We start from the raw sequence: 18,384 nt of genomic DNA, 5'->3' as shown, positions 1-18,384 counted from the left end.
CTGGGCCGGCGCGCGCGCTGGGATGCGGGTAGAATTGCCCGCTTTCCCGCCACCCGAATGGATTAAGCGCCATGACCGGGACGCCAGACGTCTTTCCGCCCGCCACGCCGGGCGGTACCCCGCTCGTTGCCCTGCCCGCCGGTCCGCGCAAGCCCGACCAGGTGAAAGGCAAGCTGTACATCAAGACCCACGGTTGCCAGATGAACGAGTACGACTCGGCCAAGATGGCTGACGTGCTTGCCGCCAGCGATGGGCTGGAACTGACCGACAGCCCGGACGACGCCGACGTCATCCTGGTCAATACCTGCTCCATCCGCGAGAAGGCGCAGGAGAAGGTGTTCAGCCAGCTGGGCGTGTGGAAGGGACTGAAGAACAAGGGCCGCGAGGTCATCATCGGCGTGGGCGGCTGCGTCGCTTCGCAGGAAGGCGAGGCAATCATCAAGCGCGCGCCGTTCGTCGACCTGGTGTTCGGCCCGCAGACTCTGCACCGCCTGCCGGAACTGATCCGTGCACGGCGCGAGCAGAAGCGCCCGCAGGTGGACATCAGCTTCCCCGAGATCGAGAAGTTCGACCGCCTGCCCGAGCCACGCGCCGAAGGTGCTTCGGCCTTCGTCTCGATCATGGAAGGTTGTTCCAAGTACTGCTCGTTCTGCGTGGTGCCCTACACCCGCGGTACCGAAGTCAGCCGCCCGTTTGAGGACGTGGTGGTGGAGGTGGCGCAGCTGGCTGCACAGGGCGTGCGTGAGATCAACCTGCTCGGCCAGAACGTCAACGCCTACCGTGGGCCCTATGGGGACGGCGAGTTCGCCGACCTCGGCCTGCTGATCCGCACCATCGCCGAGATCGATGGCGTCGGCCGCATCCGCTTCACCACCTCGCATCCGCTGGAGTTCAGCGATTCGCTGATCGACGCGTTCCGCGACGTGCCGCAGCTGGCCAACTTCCTGCACCTGCCGGTACAAGCAGGCAGCGACCGCGTGCTGTCGGCGATGAAGCGTGGCTACACCGCACTGGAATTCAAGTCGAAGATCCGCAAGCTGCGCGCGGTGCGCCCGGACATCTCGATCAGCTCGGACTTCATCGTCGGTTTCCCCGGCGAGACCGATGCCGATTTCGAGAAGACCATGAAGCTGATCGAGGACATCGGCTTCGACCACAGCTTCTCCTTCATCTATTCGCGTCGCCCGGGTACACCGGCTGCGGATCTGGAGGACACGATCAGCGATGCCGAGAAGCACGCTCGCCTGTCGCGCCTGCAGGAGCGCATCAATGCGCACGCCGCCGGCATCTCCGAGAAGATGGTCGGTACCGTGCAGACCGTGCTAGTGGAAGGCCCTTCGCGCAAGAACCCGAACGAACTGACCGGCAAGACCGAGAACATGCGTTCGGTGAACTTCCCGGCGCCGGCGCGGCTGATCGGCCAGTTCGTGGACGTAGTGATCACCGAAGCGCTGACCAATTCGCTGCGCGCGCGCGTGGTGGCGGAATAAGGCTAGGGTGTGCCGACCAACGGTCGGCACCCACCGGAGTTGATGCCGGCCAGCGGCCGGCACTACCGGATGGCATGCCTCAATCCAATCGCTTGCGGAAACGCAGGATCGCCAGCGTCATCATCACCACGATGAAGGCCAGCAGCGCCAGCGCATCGTGCCACAGCTCCCACAGCGAGGCGCCACGCAACATGATGCCGCGCACCAGTCGCAGGAAGTGGGTCAGCGGCAACACCTCGGCCAGCCACTGCACCGGCCGTGGCATGCCGGCGAACGGGAACATGAAGCCCGACAACAGGATCGACGGCAGGAACAGGAACAGCGTCATCTGCATCGCCTGGAACTGCGAGCGCGCACGCGTTGAGATCAGCAGGCCCAGCGCCAGGTTGGCCAGCACCAGCAGCACCGCGGCCAGATAGATGTCCAGCAGGCTGCCGCGGATCGGCACCTGGAACAGCCAGGTGCCCAGCACCAGTACCAGCGTGGTCTGCAGCAGACCGATGGCCGCATAGGGCAGCACCTTGCCGACCATCAGTTCGCTGCGCGACACCGGTGTGGCGATCAGCAGTTCCATGTTGCCGCGCTCGCGTTCACGCACCACCGCTACGGCCGTGAACATCACCAGGGTCATGGTCAGGATCACCCCGATCAGGCCCGGCACGATGTTCACCGCCGAACGCCGCTGCGGGTTGTAGAAACTGGTCACGCTGATCGGACCACCAGCGATGCTGCCTTCGCGCAGCGGCCGCGTGTTGCTGGCCGGGCGCGTATCCAGCGGCACCTGTGCCAGCTGGATCGCTGCGCTCTGTACAACGGTGTCGCTGCCATCGACGAGTACCTGCACTGCCTCACGGCCATCGAAACGGCGCCGCTCGAAGTCGGCCGGCACCACGATGCCGACACTGATTTCGCCACGGCGCAGCGCCTGCATCAGTTGATCGGGCGTGTAGGCCTCGCTGCGCGGCGTGATCACGCCGGTGGCGACCATGTCCTGCACAAGCGCGCGTGACGCCGCGCTGTTGGCCTGGTCGGCGACACCGGCGTTGAGATGGCGCAGGTTGAGATTGATCGCATAGCCGAACAGCAGCAGCTGCATCACCGGAATGCCGACGATCATCGCCAGCGTGATGCGGTCGCGGCGCAGCTGCCGCAGCTCCTTGAGCATGATCGCCCACAGGCGGCGCAGGTTCATGCTGCCGGCTCCCGGCCACGGCCGCGGGTGGCCGCCACGAACACGTCTTCCAGGTTCGGTGCCACCGCCTCGATGCGGGCCTGCGGATCGGCGCTGGCCAGCGCGCGCCGCAATGCGGCGGCGTCCGCGACATCCTCGCTGCACAATACCCGCAGCTGGGTGCCGATCTGCGCCACGCTCAGCACGCCGGGCAGCTCAGACAGTGCGCGGCTGGCCTGGCGCGGCTGCGTCGAGGTGACCTGCAGCGTGCGGCCGTCCAGCCGTGCACACAGTTCGGCCGGCGTGCCGTCGGCGACCAGCGCGCCTCGATCAAGGATCGCCAGCCGGTGGCAACGCTCGGCCTCGTCCATGTAGTGGGTCGACACCAGCACCGTCGTACCGGCATCGGCCAGCTCGAACAGGGCTTCCCAGAAATCGCGGCGCGATTCGGGATCGACCGCACTGGTCGGCTCGTCCAGGAACAGCAGTTCGGGCGAATGAACCACGGCACCGGCCAGGGCCAGGCGCTGCTTCTGGCCACCACTGAGCGTGCCAGCCAGTTGTGGCTGGCGGTCCTGCAGCCGGTATTGCTGCAGCAGTTCGTCGACCCTCTGCCGGGCCTGTGCGCGCGGCAGGTCCTGGATGGCAGCGAGGAACTCCAAGTTCTCGCGCACCGACAGATCTTCATACAACGAGAAGCGCTGGGTCATGTAGCCGATGCGTCGGCGCAGCGCTTCGGCCTGCTCGGGAACCGCCAACCCCAGCACCTCGATCTGCCCTGCGCTGGGTTCCAGCAGGCCGCACAGCATGCGGATGGTGGTCGACTTGCCAGACCCGTTAGGGCCCAGAAAACCGTATACCTGTCCGCGCGGTACGGTCAGGTCGACGTTGTCCACGGCCAGCAGCTCGCCGAAGCGGCGGGTCAGGCCCTGCGCATGCACCGCGATGTCCGCACCGGTGTTCAGAAGCGCACCTGTACCGGAAGACCCGCTGGCAGTTTCTGCATGTCGCTGTTCCCGTCCACTTCAATCTCGGCCAGATAGCTCAGCCGTTCGACGTCATCGCCGGTCAGTGCGTAGTACGGCGTGAACGATGGTTCGCTACGGATCGCACGTACATGCCCCTTCAGCACGGTGTTGCCGCCTTCCAGCTGTATCTGCGCGGCCTGCCCGACCTTGACCTGCAGACGCAGCGGTTGCGGCAGGTAGACGCGCGCATAGGGGCGCTCGCCGACCAGCATCACTGCCAGCGGCGCACCGATCGGTGCCTGGTCACCCTGCCGGTAGGGCAATGCATCGACTACCCCGTCGCGCGGTGCACGCAACTGCAGCTTCTGCAGGTTCACGCTCTGTACCACCTGCTGTGCCCGTGCGGCATCGGCGGCCGCCTGGCCCTGGGCGATATCCTGCACACGGCTGCCGTGCACCCGCTCCAGCCAGGCCTGCTCGGCAGCACGCACGCTGGCTTCGGCATTGCCGGCGGCGGCGCGTGCTCGATCCAGTTCAGCGGCGGCGATCAGGCGCTGCTGCGCCAACGGCTGGACCCGTCGGTAATAGGCACTTGCTTCGGCAGCCTGTGCGCGCAACGCGGCCAGTTGTGCCTGGGCCTGAGCGATCTGCTCCTGGCGTGGGCCGATCTGCAGTTCTTCCAGCTGCGCCTGCGCACGCGCCGTATCAGCCTGCGCTGCGGCGAACTGCGCGCCTCCCCGCGCCGGGTCCAGCTGCATCAGCACGGCCCCGGCCTTGACCTGCTGGCCCTCGCGCACCTCCACCGTGGCGATCACTTCGGCCGCCGGTGCCGGCACCGTGATCCGGTCCCACTCCAGCGTGCCCAGCGCAGTCGGCGTTGACTGCCCACACCCCACCAGCAGGCCGATGCCCGCCAGTCCGATTCCACGCATCCCGTTGCCGATGCCCATGCCATCCCCTCCTGCGACGGCGACACGGTGCCATGTGCCCCGTGCACCCTCAATGATTCCAATCAGCCCTGACGGTTTTTTCACCACGCGTGGGCAAGCCTTTTGCTGCAAGGCTCCGCACCACCTATCCACAGGTTGATTCGGCATCATTCCACAACCGTTGTGGAAATCCGGCAGGACCCGGCGCTGTTGCTCGCCGGGCAACGAAACCTGCACTGCCATCACGATGAATGCCCCCCGCGCAGGCCACCCGTGGCAGTGCTGCCGTAGCGACCGGCGACCATGACGCTTTTTTCACCAGGACCTCATGGGCCTTGTGGCACAAGCAGTGCGAAGGTCTATCCACAGGTTTCCGCGTGCCCCGTCCACACCGGGTGTGGAAAACGCTGTATCGACCGTCTGCTGGCCGTGTGCCCCGCACGCGCGCTACCCTTGTCCTCCCTGAATACACTGCGGTGGAAGGCGTCCGCCCCACCCCAAGCAATGAAAAGCATCGATCATCGAGACTTCACCCTGTCGCCGGAAGACAACGAGCGACTGGCCAACCTGTGCGGCCCCTTCGACGGGCACCTGCGCCAGATCGAGCTGAAGCTCGGCGTGGAGATCGCAAATCGTGGCTTCGTGTTCCGCATCAGCGGCCCCAACGAAGCCATCGTCGAGGCGCAGAAGCTGGTTGAAGCGCTGTACGCCGAAGCCGGCGAAACGACCTTCGACAACCACGCCATCCACCTGCGCCTGGCGCAGGCCAATGTCGAGCAGATCGCCGAGCGTTCCTACGAAGCGCAGGAGGTTGCGATCAAGGTCAAGCGCGGCACGGTGCGCGGCCGCGGCGCCAACCAGGGCCGCTACCTCCACCAGATCGCCACCCACGACATCAACTTCGGCATCGGCCCCGCCGGCACCGGCAAGACCTTCCTGGCCGTGGCCAGCGCGGTCGAGGCCCTGAATGAATCGCGGGTGCAGCGCCTGATCCTGGTGCGCCCGGCGGTGGAGGCCGGCGAGAAGCTGGGCTTCCTGCCCGGCGACCTGAGCCAGAAGGTCGATCCCTACCTGCGACCGCTGTACGACGCCCTGTACGAGATGATGGGCGTGGAAAAGGTGGTCAAGCTGCTGGAGAAGAACGTCATCGAGATCGCGCCGCTGGCCTACATGCGCGGCCGCACGCTCAACGATGCGTTCGTGATCCTGGACGAAGCACAGAACACCACCATCGAGCAGATGAAGATGTTCCTGACCCGCCTGGGCTACGGCTCCACTGCGGTGGTCACCGGTGACCTGACCCAGACCGACCTGCCCAAGCACGTGAAGTCCGGCCTGCGCGACGCCATCGACGTGCTGCGTGAGGTCGAGGGCGTCAGCTTCACCTTCTTCGAATCCCGTGACGTGGTCCGCCACCCGCTGGTCGCGCGCATCGTGAGCGCGTACGACCGCCGCGACCTGCATCAGATCCAACCTGGAGCAACTCCATGACCCGTGGTCCCGTGCGATTGGACGTCGCCGTCAGCTATGCCCTGCCGCGCGCCGGCCTGCCGGCGGCAGTGAGCTTCCGCAAGTGGGTGGCCGCCGCGTTGAAGGGCCGCATCCGCGAGGCCGATCTGGCCATCCGCGTGGTCGATGCCAAGGAAGGACAGTCGTTGAACCGCCATTACCGCGGCAAGGACTACGCCACCAACGTGCTCAGCTTCCCGGCCGAAGTGCCCGAAGGCCTGCCCAAGGGCGTCAAATTCCCGCTGCTGGGTGACCTGGTGATCTGTGCTCCGGTCGTGGCACGGGAGGCCGACGAACAGAGCAAGGCGCTCAATGCCCATTACGCGCATCTGACCGTGCACGGCGTGCTGCACCTGCTCGGCTGGGACCACGAGGACGACAAGGAAGCCGAGGCGATGGAGCAGCTGGAGCGGGAAATCCTGGCCGAACTGGGCATCGACGATCCATACGCGGGCGAGCGCTGAGCGGGCCACAGCCCGTCGCCAGGAACACGAGAGGAACAAGGATGACCTCGGGAAACAGCTCAATGATGTTTGTGATCGGCGCCACCTTGTTCGCCATGCTGCTGGTGCTGGGCGCGTATGCCGTGCGCCGCATCAGTGCCCGCGAACCCAGCGGCAGGCACTGGCTGCTGCGCAGCCTGGCCCTGCTCTCGCCCGTGTGCCTGCTGGCCGGGCTGGCGATCGGCATGATCGGCCCGCACCTCAGCGGACGGTTGGAACCGGCCCATCTCCCCGGTCTGCTTGAAACGTCGATGGTGCTGACGCTGGTGGGTGCACTGACCCTTCCGCTCCTGTGGCGGATGATCGTGCACCGCCGCCTGGGCCGCCCCGTGAACTCACTCCCGTTCTTCCACGCCAGCCGTACCTCGCTGCTGGTGCTGTTCGTGCTGGCTGTGATCTACACGAAAGTGGCCAGGACCGCGGCAGCGGAACTGATGCCCTGGCTGACCAGCCCGGGCCTGTGGCCGGCGGTGGCGCGCATCGCGGGGCAATCGATGCAGGTCGCCATGCTTGCGGTCGTGCTGACCCTCTCACTGATGGTCGTGCGGCGGGCGATGACCGGTTTCCTGCGCCTTCTCACCGGGCTGTTCCGGCGCTCGCCGGGGCTATGATGGCGGCCCTTCGCCTGCGGAAACCGACCGTGTCACTGCGCTGCTGCCTGCCCCTGCTCTGTGCCCTCGCCGCTCCCTCCGCCTTCGCCACCAGCCTGGACCTGCCGGCCCTGATCGAATGCCGCCAGGGCGTGGCCGAGCAGGCCGCGCTGGCGCCGCTGCTGGCCGATCCGCTGAAGGCCGTGGCCCAGGGCCTGCAACCGCTGCCGCAGGGCAACCAGTTCATGAGCGAGTTCCGGCTGGCCAGCCCGATCACCGTCTTCGGCCAACAGACCGAGCGGGTGGCGGTGGCCGGCGCCAGCATCATGGCGGTGCTCGACCAGGCCGACCCACGCCCGCTGGCCAAACGGCTGGAATTGGAGACCGGCTACGACCAGGACGGCAAGTTCATGGCCGGCCGCGAACTGGTCAGCCGCGACGTGACCGACCCGAAGACCGGCGAGGCCCAGATCGAGTCGATCATCCTCAGCGTCTCCACCGTGGCCTCCCACCCCGGCAAGACCCTGGCCGGCTGCACCTACAGCCTGGACCTGCCCGAGGAGGAGCCGGCCCCGGCCGCCCCAACCCCGGCCACCGGCAGTCACTGACAGGCCGTCACATCCTGCTAGACTTGGGTCAACGCCCGGCCTGCCGGGTGCCTTTTTTCCAGAGATGTCAGAAGACGACAGTAGTAGCTCCCCTGCGGAGCACAGTGAAAAGAAGCGCGGCTGGCTTGAACGCCTGACCTCCGCCTTCTCCGGCGAACCCCATACCCGCGACGAGCTGGTCGCTGTCCTGCACACCGCGCAGGAAGAGGGTCTGATCGCCGCCGATACCCTGAAGATGATGGAAGGCGCCATTTCGGTGGCCGAGCTGACCGTGGGCGACGTGATGATTTCGCGCTCGCAGATGGTCTCGCTGCCGGTTGAAGCGCCCTTCCTGGAACTGATGAAGCAGGTGGTCGAATCCGGCCATTCGCGCTTCCCGGTACACGGCGAGAACAAGGACGACATCCTTGGCATCCTGTTGGCAAAGGACCTGCTGCGCGGCGTGGTTGCCGACAACGGCCCGGCCAACGTGCGCGAGCTGCTGCGCCCGGCGGTGCTGATCCCGGAAGCGAAGAAGCTCAACGTGCTGCTGAAGGAATTCCGCCTGTCGCGCAACCACATGGCCATCGTGGTGGACGAGTACGGCGGTGTCGCCGGCCTGGTCACCATCGAGGACGTGCTGGAACAGATCGTCGGCGAGATCGACGACGAGCATGACGAGGCTGAAGATCCCTCGGCGCAGATCGCCATCCAGTCCGACGGCCAGTACGTGGTCGACGCGCTGACCCCGATCGGCGACTTCAACGAGCGCTTCGGCGCGACGTTCTCCGACGAGGACTACGACACCATCGGCGGCCTGGTCACCGAGGCCGTGGGCCATCTGCCGGAAGTCGGTGACGAGCTGGCGCTGGATCGCTTCATGTTCCGAGTGGCCCGCGCCGATGCGCGCCGGGTACAGGCCTTCCACGTGACCGTGCTGCCGCCGGACGCGCAGGACGACGCTTGAAGCGCCGCGGCCTGATCCTCATGGTGTGGCTGGCACTGTGCGTGCTGGCCATGGCCCTGCCGCTGGCCGCCTTCGCGCAGCCGGTCGCAGCCTCACCTGCCGTACCCGCGACCAACGCTGAAGCCCCTGCCCCGCGCATCGGCGTGGTGACCATGCAGCCGGGCACCGTGTTCTTCGAACGCTTCGGCCACGACGCCATCGTCGTGGTCGATCCGGTCAGCGGCGAGGCAACCTCGTACAACTTCGGCTACTTCGATCCGTCCGAGGACGATTTCATCAGCCGCTTCGCACGCGGCGACATGATGTATTACCTGGTGGCGCTGCCGCTGCAGCAGGACCTGTCGTACTACGACGAGACCGGCCGTGGCGCCAGCGTGCAGTGGCTGGACCTGCGCCCGGACCAGGCGCGTGCGCTGGCCGCCGACCTGGCCGAGCGGGCCAAGCCGGAAAACGCGCGCTACCACTACGATTACTACACCGCCAACTGCGCCACGATGGTGCGCGACACGGTGGACAAGGCACTGGGCGGCGGCCTGCAGTCACAGCTGTCGGGGCGCTCGCGCGGCAACACCTACCGCAGTGAATCGGTGCGCCTGGCGTCGCCGGCACCGTGGATGTGGCTGGGCTTCGATGTCGGCCTTGGGCCGTTCGCCGACCAGCCGCTGTCGCGCTGGCAGGAAGCCTTCGTGCCGATGCGCCTGGCCGATGCGCTGCGCCAGGCACGCAACAGCGATGGCCGTCCGCTGGTGCAGTCCGAACAGGAACTGCTGCCGCACCGTATCGATCCGGAGCCGAAGGAATTCGCGCGCCGCTGGTGGCCATGGCTGCTGCTCGGGCTGATCGTGGCCGGCGGCGTGCTGGCGCTGCGCAACCGCCCGCGCCTGCTGGCCGGGCTGGCCCTGCCGTTCTGGCTGCTGTGCGCCCTGTTTGGCGGCGTGCTGGTGTTCCTGTGGGGCTTCAGCATCCACTACGCCGCATGGGCCAACCGCAACCTGCTGTTGCTCTCGCCGCTGGCCGTGCTGCTGTTGCCGGGTGCAATCGCCCTGCTGCGCCGTCGCGTGCCAGGCCGCATGTTCAGGATCGTGTTGTGGCTGCTGGCGGTACAGGCGGTGGCCGCGCTGGTACTGCACTGGCTGAGCCTGCAGGCACAGTACAACGTGCAGTGGATCGTGCTGCTGCTGCCCGTCCACGTCGCGCTGGCATGGGTGCTGGGGCGTACTCCTCACTTGTCCAAAACACAGCCCTGACGCACGATGGCGGGCATGTCATTGCCCGCCTCTGCTGCCGCGCCCGCCTCGGCCAACCCCGCCTGCGTCATCAACTGCGTCCACTACGATGACGAGGGCAAACGCCACGACATCACCCTGGACGCCATCAGCGATGTCATTGCCAGTGGCAACGGCTTCGTCTGGGTCGGCCTGTACGACCCCAATGATGATGTGCTGTTGAAACTGCAGGAAGAGTTCTGCCTGCACGACCTGGCCATCGAGGATGCGCGCAACGCGCACCAGCGGCCCAAGGTCGAGACCTACGGCAATTCCATATTCGTGGTGGTGACCACCGCGCAGATGGTCGACGAGCGCATCCAGTACGGCGAAACCCATGCCTTCCTCGGCCCGCGCTTCCTGGTGACGGTACGCCATGGCGCGTCGCTGTCCTATGCCCCGGTGCGTGCGCGGGTGGAACGCGAGCCGCAGCTGCTGAAGATGGGCCCGTCGTACTGCCTGTACGCGGTGACCGACTTCGTGGTCGACAACTACCTGCCCATCGTGCACCGCTTCCGCGACACCCTGGAGCTGCTGGAGAAGGACATCTTCGCCGACACCTACAAGCGCAGCACGGTGGTGCGGCTGTACGAGCTCAAGCGCGAGCTGAACAAGATGCGGATGGCGGTGGCACCGCTGCAGGACGTGCTGGCGCAGCTGCGCCGCTACCAGGGCGAGCTGATCCCCGACGAAGTGAAGCTGTACATCCGCGACGTCCACGACCACGCAGTACGCATCAGCGATGTGATCGACACCCTGCGTGAGATGCTCGGCACCGCGCTGAGCGTGAACCTGTCGCTGGTGACGCTGGCGCAGGGCGAGACGGTCAAGCGGCTGGGTGCATGGGCCGCGCTGCTGGCGGCGCCGACACTGATCACCAGCTGGTACGGCATGAACTTCAGCCACATGCCTGAGCTGAGCGAGCCGTGGTCGTACCCGCTGATGATCGTGGGCGTGGGCGGTGTGTGCGTGGGGCTGTACCGGTTGTTCAAGCGCGCGAAGTGGTTGTGAGGGGTATCGACCAACGGTCGATACCCACCGCGCAGGTAGGCCACGACCGTTGGCCGTGGCGCATGACCCGCCTTTGTAGAGTCGAGCTTGCTCGACTGATGCCAGCCAAAGCAGTCGAGCAAGCTCGACTCTACGAGAGCGAAGCTCAGTCGAGCATGGCTCGACTACAGAAGCTGGTGCATCAAGCCACGTAGACGGTCTTGATGTTCATGAACTCATGGATGCCGTGGTCGGCCAGCTCCCGGCCGAAACCGGACTGTTTGCTGCCGCCGAACGGCAACCGCGCGTCGCTCTTGACGATGGCGTTGACGAACGCGGCACCGCATTCCATGCGCTGCGCGAAACGTTCGCCGCGCACCGGATCGCGCGTCCACACGCTGCCGCCCAGGCCGAAGCGGGTGTCGTTGGCCACGCGCAGTGCCTCGGCCTCGTCAGCGACACGGATCACCGCAGCCACCGGCCCGAACAGCTCCTCGTCGTAGGCCGGCATGCCCGGGCCGACCTGATCGAGCACGGTGGCCGGATAGCCGGCATGTGTACCCGCAATCGGCTCACCACCCAGCAGTACCCGCGCGCCCTTGGCCACGCTGGCCTGCACCTGCTTGTGCAGTTCGTCACGCAGATCGGCACGGGCCATCGGCGCCAGCGTGGTACCGCGCTCGTCCGGATCACCGTACTGGCGCTCGGCCGCGGCTTCCACGAAGCGGCGCGTGAACTCATCGGCCACCGCGTCGACCACGATGAAGCGCTTGGCCGCGATGCAGGTCTGCCCGCTGTTGTCGAAGCGCGACTTCACCGCCGCCGCCACGGTCTTGTCGAGGTCGGCATCGTCGAGCACCACGAAGGCATCGCTGCCACCCAGCTCCATCACCGACTTCTTCAGCTGGCTGCCCGCGTTGGACGCGATCGAGCGCCCTGCCCGCTCGCTGCCGGTCAGCGTCACCGCCTTCACCCGTGCGTCGCGCAGCACCTCGGCCGCCTGGTCGTTGTCGATGTGCAGTACATCGAACACGCCGTCAGGCAGGCCACCGTCACGGCATATCGCCAGGATCAGGTCGGCGCACTGCGGCACGTTGCTGGCGTGTTTGAGCAGGGCCACGTTGCCTGCCATGAACGCCGGGGCGAGGAAGCGGAACACCTGCCAGATCGGGAAATTCCACGGCATCACCGCGAACACGCAGCCGATCGGCTCGTAGCGCACATAGCTGCGCTGGGCTTCGGTGTCGATCAGCTGCGGCTTGAGATAATCAGCTGCGTGGTCGGCGTAGAACTCGCAGGCCGCCGCGCACTTGTCGACCTCGGCCAACGCCTCTGCCTTGAGCTTGCCCATCTCGTGGGTCATCGCCTGCTGCAGATCATCGCGGCGCGCACGCAGTTGGCCAGCGATCTGCTTGAGGATCGCCCCCCGCTCCTGCAGCGAGCGCTCGGCCCAACCGGGGAATGCATCGGCGGCGGCCTGCAGGCGCTGCTCGACGTCGGCAGCACCCATCAGTTCATGGCGGTAGGTCACCTGGCCGGTGGCCGGGTCGACAATCTCGACGGTCATGCGGGGTCTCCATCTGGTAGACCCCCATTGTGCGCCGCCGGCCGTGAGCCGGATGTTGCCGACGCTGTCGACAGACCGTGTGCTCAGCCGTTGTCCTGGCGTGCCAGCTGCAGGTCGCGCTGGCGCCGTTTCTCGGCACGCGCGTTGATGTACCAGCCGATCACGGCGGCGATCGATACCGCCGACACCAGCAGCGTGGCCAGTGCATTGATCTTCGGGCTGATGCCCATGCGCACCGAGGCGAACACCTTCATCGGCAGCGTGGTCGAGCCCGGCGTGGCGACGAAGCTGGCCACCACCACGTCATCCAGCGACAGGGTGAACGCCAGCAGCCAACCGGCCACCAGCGCCGGCGCGATGATCGGCAGGGTGATGCGCCCGAACACGGTCAGCCGGCTCGCGCCCAGGTCCATCGCCGCTTCCTCCAGCGACAGGTCCATTTCCTGCAGGCGCGAGGACACCACCACGGTGACGAAGCACAGGGTGAAGGTGACGTGGGCGATCCAGATGGTGGTCAGGCCACGCGCCGGGAAGCCGGGAATCGCACCCATCGAGGCCAGCAGCGCCATCAGCGAGAAGCCGAGGATCACATCCGGCATCACCAGCGGCGCGGTCACCAGTGCGCCGAACAGCGGCTTGCCACGGAAGCGCTTGAAGCGCGTCATCACCATCGCCGCCAGCGTGCCCAGCACGGTGGCGGTACAGGCGGTCCAGAACGCCACCACCAGGCTGGTCCACATCGCATCCATCAGCGCGCGGTCGGCGAACAGGTCGCTGTAGGCGCGGGTGGAGAACCCGGCCCAGACCATCGCCAACCGCGAGCTGTTGAACGAATAGAACATCAACAACAGGATCGGCAGGTACAGGAAGGCGAAGCCGAGCAGCAGCACGCCCAGCCCGAGGCCCTTTGCGCTACGCGGGCTCATGCCTGCTTCCCTTCCAGCAGGCGCTGCTGGGAACGGTTGAACAGCAGGATCGGCACCAGCAGCAACAGGATCATCGCCACCGCCATCGCCGAGGCGCCCGGCCAGTTGCGGTTGTTGAAGAACTCGTTCCACAGCTGGCGGCCCACCATCAGCGTCTCCGAGCCACCCAGCATTTCCGGGATCACGAATTCACCAATGGCCGGAATCATCACCAGCATGCAGCCGGCGATGATGCCCGCCTTGGACAACGGCAGGGTGATGCGCAGGAACGCCTGCCACGGCTTGGCACCAAGGTCGTAGGCGGCTTCCAGCAGGCGGTGGTCATGCTTGACCAGATTGGCGTACAGCGGCAGCACCATGAACGGCAGATAGCAGTAGACGATGCCGATATAGGCGGCGGTCGGGGTGTCGATCAACTGCAGTTTCGGCAGGCCCATCGACGTCATCAGCGTCTGCAGGCCGGTGAACTGCAGGAACTGGTCGAGCAGGCCGTTGCGGTCCAGGATCGCCTTCCATGCATACACGCGGATCAGGAACGAGGTCCACGACGGCAGCACCACCAGCATCATCGCCACGTTGCGCGCGGCCGGCGACAGGCGGGCGATGGCGTAGGCCATCGGGTAGCCGATCAGCAGGGTCAGGAAGGTCGAGATCGCCGCGATCTTGATCGAGCTCAGGAACGCCTGCGCATAGATCGAATCGCGGAACAGCGCCAGGTAGTTTTCCAGGTTCAGCTTCAGCGAGAAGCCGCCATCGGCGTACTGCAGCAGCCAGGTGTACGGCGGCGAGCCGACCCGGCTGAGCGAGAAGCTGATCATCAGCACGATCAGGAACGGCACTGCGAAGAACAGCAGCAGCCACAGATACGGAATGCCGATCACCGTGGCACGCAGCCCCGGCAACCAGCGCTTCAGGCCGGCGACGCTCATGAGGTCAGCACCACGCCGTCGTTGTCGCGCCAGTGCACCCACACCTCGTCGCCCCAGGTGAGGCCATCACTGGCCCAGCGCTGCGAGTTGGCGAAGTTGGCCAGTACCTTGGCACCGCTGGGCAGGCGCACGTGGTACACCGAGTGGCTGCCGAAGTAGGCAATGTCCTCGATCACGCCCTGCGCCTTGTTGGTGTGCCCTTCCGGCTCGTCCTTGCCGATCATCACCTTCTCCGGGCGCAGCGCGAACGCGACCGGCTGCCCTTCATAGCCGGTGATGCCATGGGCGATGTAGATCGGCGCCGGGAACAGCGGCGAGCGCACGGTCACGTACTCGGGAAGGTCCTCGTCGATCACCCCGTCGAACAGGTTGACCGAACCGATGAACTCGGCGACGAAGCGGTTGGCCGGCTGCTCGTAGACCTCGTCCGGCTTGCCGACCTGCTGGATCCAGCCGGCATCCATCACCGCGATGCGGGTGGCCATGGTCATCGCTTCTTCCTGATCGTGGGTAACCATCACGCAGGTCACACCCGACGATTCGATGATGCTGACCAGTTCCAGCTGCATCTGCGAGCGCAGTTTCTTGTCCAGCGCGCCCATCGGCTCGTCCAGCAACAGCAGCTTCGGCCCTTTGGCCAGCGACCGCGCCAGCGCCACGCGCTGCTGCTGGCCGCCGGACAGCTGGTGCGGCTTGCGCTTGCCCAGGTGCCCCATCTGCACCAGCTCCAGCATCTCGCCCACGCGCTTGCTGATCGCATCCTTGCCCAGGCCATCCTGCTTCAGGCCGAAAGCGATGTTCTGCTCGACCGTCATGTGCGGGAACAGCGCATAGGACTGGAACATCATGTTGACCGGCCGCTGGTACGGCGGCAGCGCGTCCAGGCGCTGACCATCGAGGGTGATGCTGCCCTTGGTGGGCGTCTCGAAGCCGCCCAGGCAGCGCAGCAGGGTCGATTTGCCACTGCCGGAGCCACCGAGCAGGGCAAAGATCTCGCCCTTGCGCACGTCCAGATTGACGTCGTCAACGGCGACGAAACCGTCGAATTCCTTGCGCAGGTCACGAATGGAGAGATAGCCGGGCACACCGGTCGTGTCGACGACGGTGGCTACCGGCTGGGCTTCAACGGGCATGGGGGCTCCGGGAGCGGGCGGTGGACAGCGGCCGCCATTCTAACGGCCGGGGGGCCCAGGGGATATGACGGCGGCAGGCGGAAGCGGCCGCTGGCCAGCCCCGGGGGCCCTAGGAGTGTCGGTTTTCCCCCGCCATGGTGGCCTGTCCGCGCAAAGGCCCGGGCTCCCCTGGACGACCCTGCGGTCGTCCCGGCCAGACACCACAGGCGACGCCTCGATCTGCAACGTTTTTCAGAACCGGATCTGTTGAAGGCCCGGGGCATTCCCCGCGCAATGGCCCGGATCAAGCCCTTGCATGGACCCACCCTGGTGACTTCCCCGGACAGCCCCTCCCGTTTCCCGCCCCGCCTGCCGGGCTCCCTGCCTGCAACGCTGCCGCTGGTCATCATCGGCGCCGGCCAGGCCGGGCTGTCCCTCAGCGCGCTCCTGCAGGAAGCCGGCGTCGAGCATCGCGTGCTGGAGGCCGAAACCGTGGGCGCCAGCTGGCAGCGGCGCTGGGATTCATTCCAGACCAACACCGCCAACGCGACGATGGCCCTGCACGGCCATGCCTATGCGGGCGACGACCCGGAAGGTTTCATGGGGGCCCCCGAGGTGATCCGGCGGCTGCGCGACTATGCCGACGAACGTTCGTTGCCGATCAGCGAAGGTTGTGCGGTTCAGCGGGTCACGCCCGAATTGGGCGGCTATGCCATCGAAACCAGCCACGGATTGATCCGGGCTGGGGCGGTTGTGGTCGCTACCGGTGAATACCGCCGCGCGCGGATGCCCCGGGTCCCCTTCGCGCCCGCGCCGGGTCTGACGGTGCTGCACTCCGGCGACTACCGCAGCCCCCGCCAGCTGCCCGACGGCGGCGTGCTGGTCATTGGCGGTGGCCAGTCCGGCGCGCAGATCGCCCAGGACCTGCGCGACAGCGGTCGCAGCGTGCACTGGTCACTGGCCCAGCGGCATTCGCATACCCGCCGGCTGCGCGGCAAGGACTCGATGACCTGGTGGGACATGGCCGGGCGTATCCACCAGCATGTGAGTGAAGCGGCCGCCGTCCTGGCCGGAGAACCGGATGCGCTGCGCAAGGCCCGTACCGCCGAATTCCCGCTGATTTCCGGCAAGGGGCGTGCCGGCCTGGGCAGCTCGATCAGCCTGCTGGCGATGCACCGCGCGGGCATCAGGCTGCTGGGCCGGTTGCAGGGCTTCGATGGAAATGTCGCCCGCTTCGCCGATGTGCGCCCGCAGCTGCGCACCGCGATCGAGGCGACACGGACCGAATATGCCTATCTCGATTCGCTGGCCAGCGCGTACTACGCCACGCGGCCCGAACCGCGCACCGACGATGCCCGCTACATTCCCGAAGAGGTCTATCTGCATTGGGAGCCGGACGCCGCCCCGCGTGAACTGGATCTGCAGGCCGCAGGCATCCGTTCGGTGGTGCTGGCCACCGGCTTCGTCGCCGAATGGCCATGGCTGGACGTGCAGGGCGTGCTGGACGCACATGGCTATCCGCTCGGCGAGTTCGGCGTTTCACCGCATCCGGGGCTGTTCTTCATCGGCATGCACAACCTGCAGCGGATGAGTTCGTCGTTCCTGTGCAACGGCGGTCGCGATGCACGTGACCTGTTGCCGGCGATCCTGCGGCACCTTGACCAGGGCGGCAGTACCGCGCCCGGCCAAGGATGAAGCAATCCGCCGGGCATGGCCCGGCGGCGCCAGACCGGCTTAACGGCCGGTCTTCACCTCGGTCCACAGCCGGGTGTAGAGCTTGTCGGTTTCCGGCGTGTTGATCGAATAGGTGAACATCTTGTCGGCCACGTCGGCCGGCGGGTAGATGGTCGGGTCGGTACGGATCGCCTCATCCACCAGCGGGGTGGCGGTCGGCACCGGGTTGGCGTAGTGGATGAAGTTGGTGTTGGCCGCGGCAACCTTCGGCTGCAGCAGGTAGTTGATGAACGCGTACGCGGCTTCCGGATGCTTGGCATCCTTCGGGATCGCCAGCATGTCGAACCACTGCGGGGCGCCTTCCTTCGGGATCGAGTAGGCCACGTGCACGCCATTGCTGGCTTCCTCGGCGCGGTCGCGGGCCTGGATGATGTCACCCGACCAGCCCACCACCAGGCAGGTGCCGCCATTGGCCAGCGAACCCACGTACTGCGAGGAGTGGAAGTTCTGCACGTACGGGCGGATCGACTTCAGCAGGTCGGCCGCCTTCTGCAGCTCGGCCGGGTCACCGCTGTGCGGGTCCAGGCCCAGGTAATGCAGCGCGATCGGAATCATGTCCGCCGGCGTGTCCAGGATGGTCACGCCGCAGTCCTTCATCTTGCTGATGTTCTCCGGCTTGAACACCAGGTCCCAGCTGTTGGCGATGTCGGTGCTGCCGCCGAAGCGCTGCTTCAGCATCTCCACGTTGTAGCCGATGCCGGTGGTGCCGATCATGTACGGCACGCCGTACTGGTTGCCCGGGTCCTGGGTGGCGATGCGCTTCATCACCGCCGGATCGAGGTTGGCCAGGTTCGGGATCTTGCTCTTGTCCAGCGGCAGGAACACGCCGGCCTGGATCTGGCGGCCGAAGAAGTTCAGGGTCGGCACCACCACGTCGTAGCCGCTGTTGCCGGCCAGCAGCTTGGTCTCGACCATCTCATCACTGTCGAACACATCGTAGGTCACCTTGATGCCGCTCTCCTTCTCGAAGGTCGGGATGGTGTCCTCGGCGATGTAATCGCTGTAGTTGTAGACGTTCAGGACCTGGCTGTCCTGCGCGCCGCCGTTGCCACCGCTGCAGGCGGCGAGCATGGCGGAGGCCAGGCCGAGCGTGAGGATACGCAGCTTCATCGGGTGCTCCAGAATGCGGGAAGGGGGGCCGGCGGGG

17 protein-coding genes are annotated in these 18,384 nt (G+C 66.4%); 9 read left to right on the top strand and 8 right to left on the bottom strand.

The window, feature by feature from the left end:
• The first annotated feature begins 71 nt into the window (after positions 1–71).
• Complete coding sequence (gene miaB / locus N7573_RS02410; RefSeq protein WP_049399909.1) at positions 72–1,490, top strand: tRNA (N6-isopentenyl adenosine(37)-C2)-methylthiotransferase MiaB; 1,419 nt, start codon at positions 72–74, stop codon at positions 1,488–1,490.
• Between the two features lie 79 nt (positions 1,491–1,569).
• Here the strand turns inward: miaB and N7573_RS02405 are convergent, their stop codons facing one another.
• The 3 genes from N7573_RS02405 to N7573_RS02395 are packed head-to-tail and all read right to left on the bottom strand — an operon-like array spanning position 1,570 to position 4,579.
• The gene (locus tag N7573_RS02405; RefSeq protein ID WP_154262997.1) at positions 1,570–2,682 is read right to left on the bottom strand and encodes an ABC transporter permease; all 1,113 of its coding nucleotides are present in this window, start codon (positions 2,680–2,682) and stop codon (positions 1,570–1,572) included.
• Positions 2,679–3,602, bottom strand: a complete 924-nt coding sequence (locus tag N7573_RS02400; RefSeq protein WP_049399907.1) for an ABC transporter ATP-binding protein — start codon at positions 3,600–3,602, stop codon at positions 2,679–2,681. The genes N7573_RS02405 and N7573_RS02400 overlap by 4 nt, the downstream gene beginning before the upstream one ends.
• A 20-nt stretch (positions 3,603–3,622) precedes the next feature.
• Complete coding sequence (locus N7573_RS02395) at positions 3,623–4,579, bottom strand: HlyD family efflux transporter periplasmic adaptor subunit (RefSeq protein WP_279912644.1); 957 nt, start codon at positions 4,577–4,579, stop codon at positions 3,623–3,625.
• Positions 4,580–5,062: 483 nt separating this feature from the next.
• On the opposite strand from N7573_RS02395, the gene N7573_RS02390 reads away from it, so the two are divergent.
• The 7 genes from N7573_RS02390 to N7573_RS02360 all read left to right on the top strand — a co-directional run bounded on the left by N7573_RS02390 (position 5,063) and on the right by N7573_RS02360 (position 10,990).
• Complete coding sequence (locus tag N7573_RS02390; protein ID WP_019337148.1) at positions 5,063–6,049, top strand: PhoH family protein; 987 nt, start codon at positions 5,063–5,065, stop codon at positions 6,047–6,049.
• On the top strand, positions 6,046–6,531 hold the full coding sequence (ybeY, locus tag N7573_RS02385) for an rRNA maturation RNase YbeY (RefSeq protein WP_049399905.1): 486 nt from the start codon (positions 6,046–6,048) through the stop codon (positions 6,529–6,531). The genes N7573_RS02390 and ybeY overlap by 4 nt, the downstream gene beginning before the upstream one ends.
• A gap of 62 nt (positions 6,532–6,593) precedes the next feature.
• Complete coding sequence (locus N7573_RS02380; protein WP_279912643.1) at positions 6,594–7,181, top strand: hypothetical protein; 588 nt, start codon at positions 6,594–6,596, stop codon at positions 7,179–7,181.
• Positions 7,181–7,768 (top strand): hypothetical protein, encoded by a 588-nt coding sequence (locus tag N7573_RS02375; RefSeq protein ID WP_182267537.1) that lies wholly within the window; start codon positions 7,181–7,183, stop codon positions 7,766–7,768. The genes N7573_RS02380 and N7573_RS02375 overlap by 1 nt, the downstream gene beginning before the upstream one ends.
• A 64-nt stretch (positions 7,769–7,832) precedes the next feature.
• The gene (locus tag N7573_RS02370) at positions 7,833–8,714 is read left to right on the top strand and encodes a transporter associated domain-containing protein (RefSeq protein WP_005408827.1); all 882 of its coding nucleotides are present in this window, start codon (positions 7,833–7,835) and stop codon (positions 8,712–8,714) included.
• On the top strand, positions 8,711–9,961 hold the full coding sequence (locus N7573_RS02365) for a DUF4105 domain-containing protein (protein WP_182267536.1): 1,251 nt from the start codon (positions 8,711–8,713) through the stop codon (positions 9,959–9,961). Before N7573_RS02370 ends, N7573_RS02365 begins: the two co-directional genes overlap by 4 nt.
• 6 nt (positions 9,962–9,967) lie before the next feature.
• Positions 9,968–10,990 carry a magnesium and cobalt transport protein CorA gene (locus tag N7573_RS02360; protein WP_279912642.1) on the top strand — a complete coding sequence of 341 codons (1,023 nt, stop codon included), beginning with the start codon at positions 9,968–9,970 and terminating at the stop codon, positions 10,988–10,990.
• Positions 10,991–11,171: 181 nt separating this feature from the next.
• On the opposite strand, the gene N7573_RS02355 is transcribed toward N7573_RS02360, so the two are convergent.
• The 4 genes from N7573_RS02355 to potA all read right to left on the bottom strand — a co-directional run bounded on the left by N7573_RS02355 (position 11,172) and on the right by potA (position 15,524).
• Positions 11,172–12,536, bottom strand: a complete 1,365-nt coding sequence (locus N7573_RS02355; protein WP_279912641.1) for an NAD-dependent succinate-semialdehyde dehydrogenase — start codon at positions 12,534–12,536, stop codon at positions 11,172–11,174.
• Positions 12,537–12,619: 83 nt separating this feature from the next.
• Positions 12,620–13,462, bottom strand: coding sequence for an ABC transporter permease subunit (locus tag N7573_RS02350; RefSeq protein ID WP_008267688.1), 843 nt, complete (start codon positions 13,460–13,462; stop codon positions 12,620–12,622).
• Positions 13,459–14,391, bottom strand: a complete 933-nt coding sequence (locus tag N7573_RS02345; RefSeq protein ID WP_049399899.1) for an ABC transporter permease subunit — start codon at positions 14,389–14,391, stop codon at positions 13,459–13,461. The genes N7573_RS02350 and N7573_RS02345 overlap by 4 nt, the downstream gene beginning before the upstream one ends.
• Complete coding sequence (gene potA, locus N7573_RS02340) at positions 14,388–15,524, bottom strand: polyamine ABC transporter ATP-binding protein (RefSeq protein WP_279912639.1); 1,137 nt, start codon at positions 15,522–15,524, stop codon at positions 14,388–14,390. Before potA ends, N7573_RS02345 begins: the two co-directional genes overlap by 4 nt.
• Before the next feature lie 273 nt (positions 15,525–15,797).
• Between potA and N7573_RS02335 the strand changes: the two genes are divergently transcribed.
• Positions 15,798–17,198 carry an NAD(P)-binding domain-containing protein gene (locus N7573_RS02335; protein WP_279912638.1) on the top strand — a complete coding sequence of 467 codons (1,401 nt, stop codon included), beginning with the start codon at positions 15,798–15,800 and terminating at the stop codon, positions 17,196–17,198.
• A gap of 39 nt (positions 17,199–17,237) precedes the next feature.
• On the opposite strand, the gene N7573_RS02330 is transcribed toward N7573_RS02335, so the two are convergent.
• Complete coding sequence (locus tag N7573_RS02330; protein ID WP_032127877.1) at positions 17,238–18,347, bottom strand: polyamine ABC transporter substrate-binding protein; 1,110 nt, start codon at positions 18,345–18,347, stop codon at positions 17,238–17,240.
• Positions 18,348–18,384 lie beyond the last annotated feature (37 nt).

Origin of the sequence: Stenotrophomonas sp. GD04054, from assembly GCF_029836955.1 — a bacterium.
Classification (GTDB): domain Bacteria; phylum Pseudomonadota; class Gammaproteobacteria; order Xanthomonadales; family Xanthomonadaceae; genus Stenotrophomonas; species Stenotrophomonas maltophilia_A.
The sequence above is the reverse complement of the archived record's forward strand: the minus strand, read 5'-3'. Positions and strand labels throughout refer to the sequence as shown.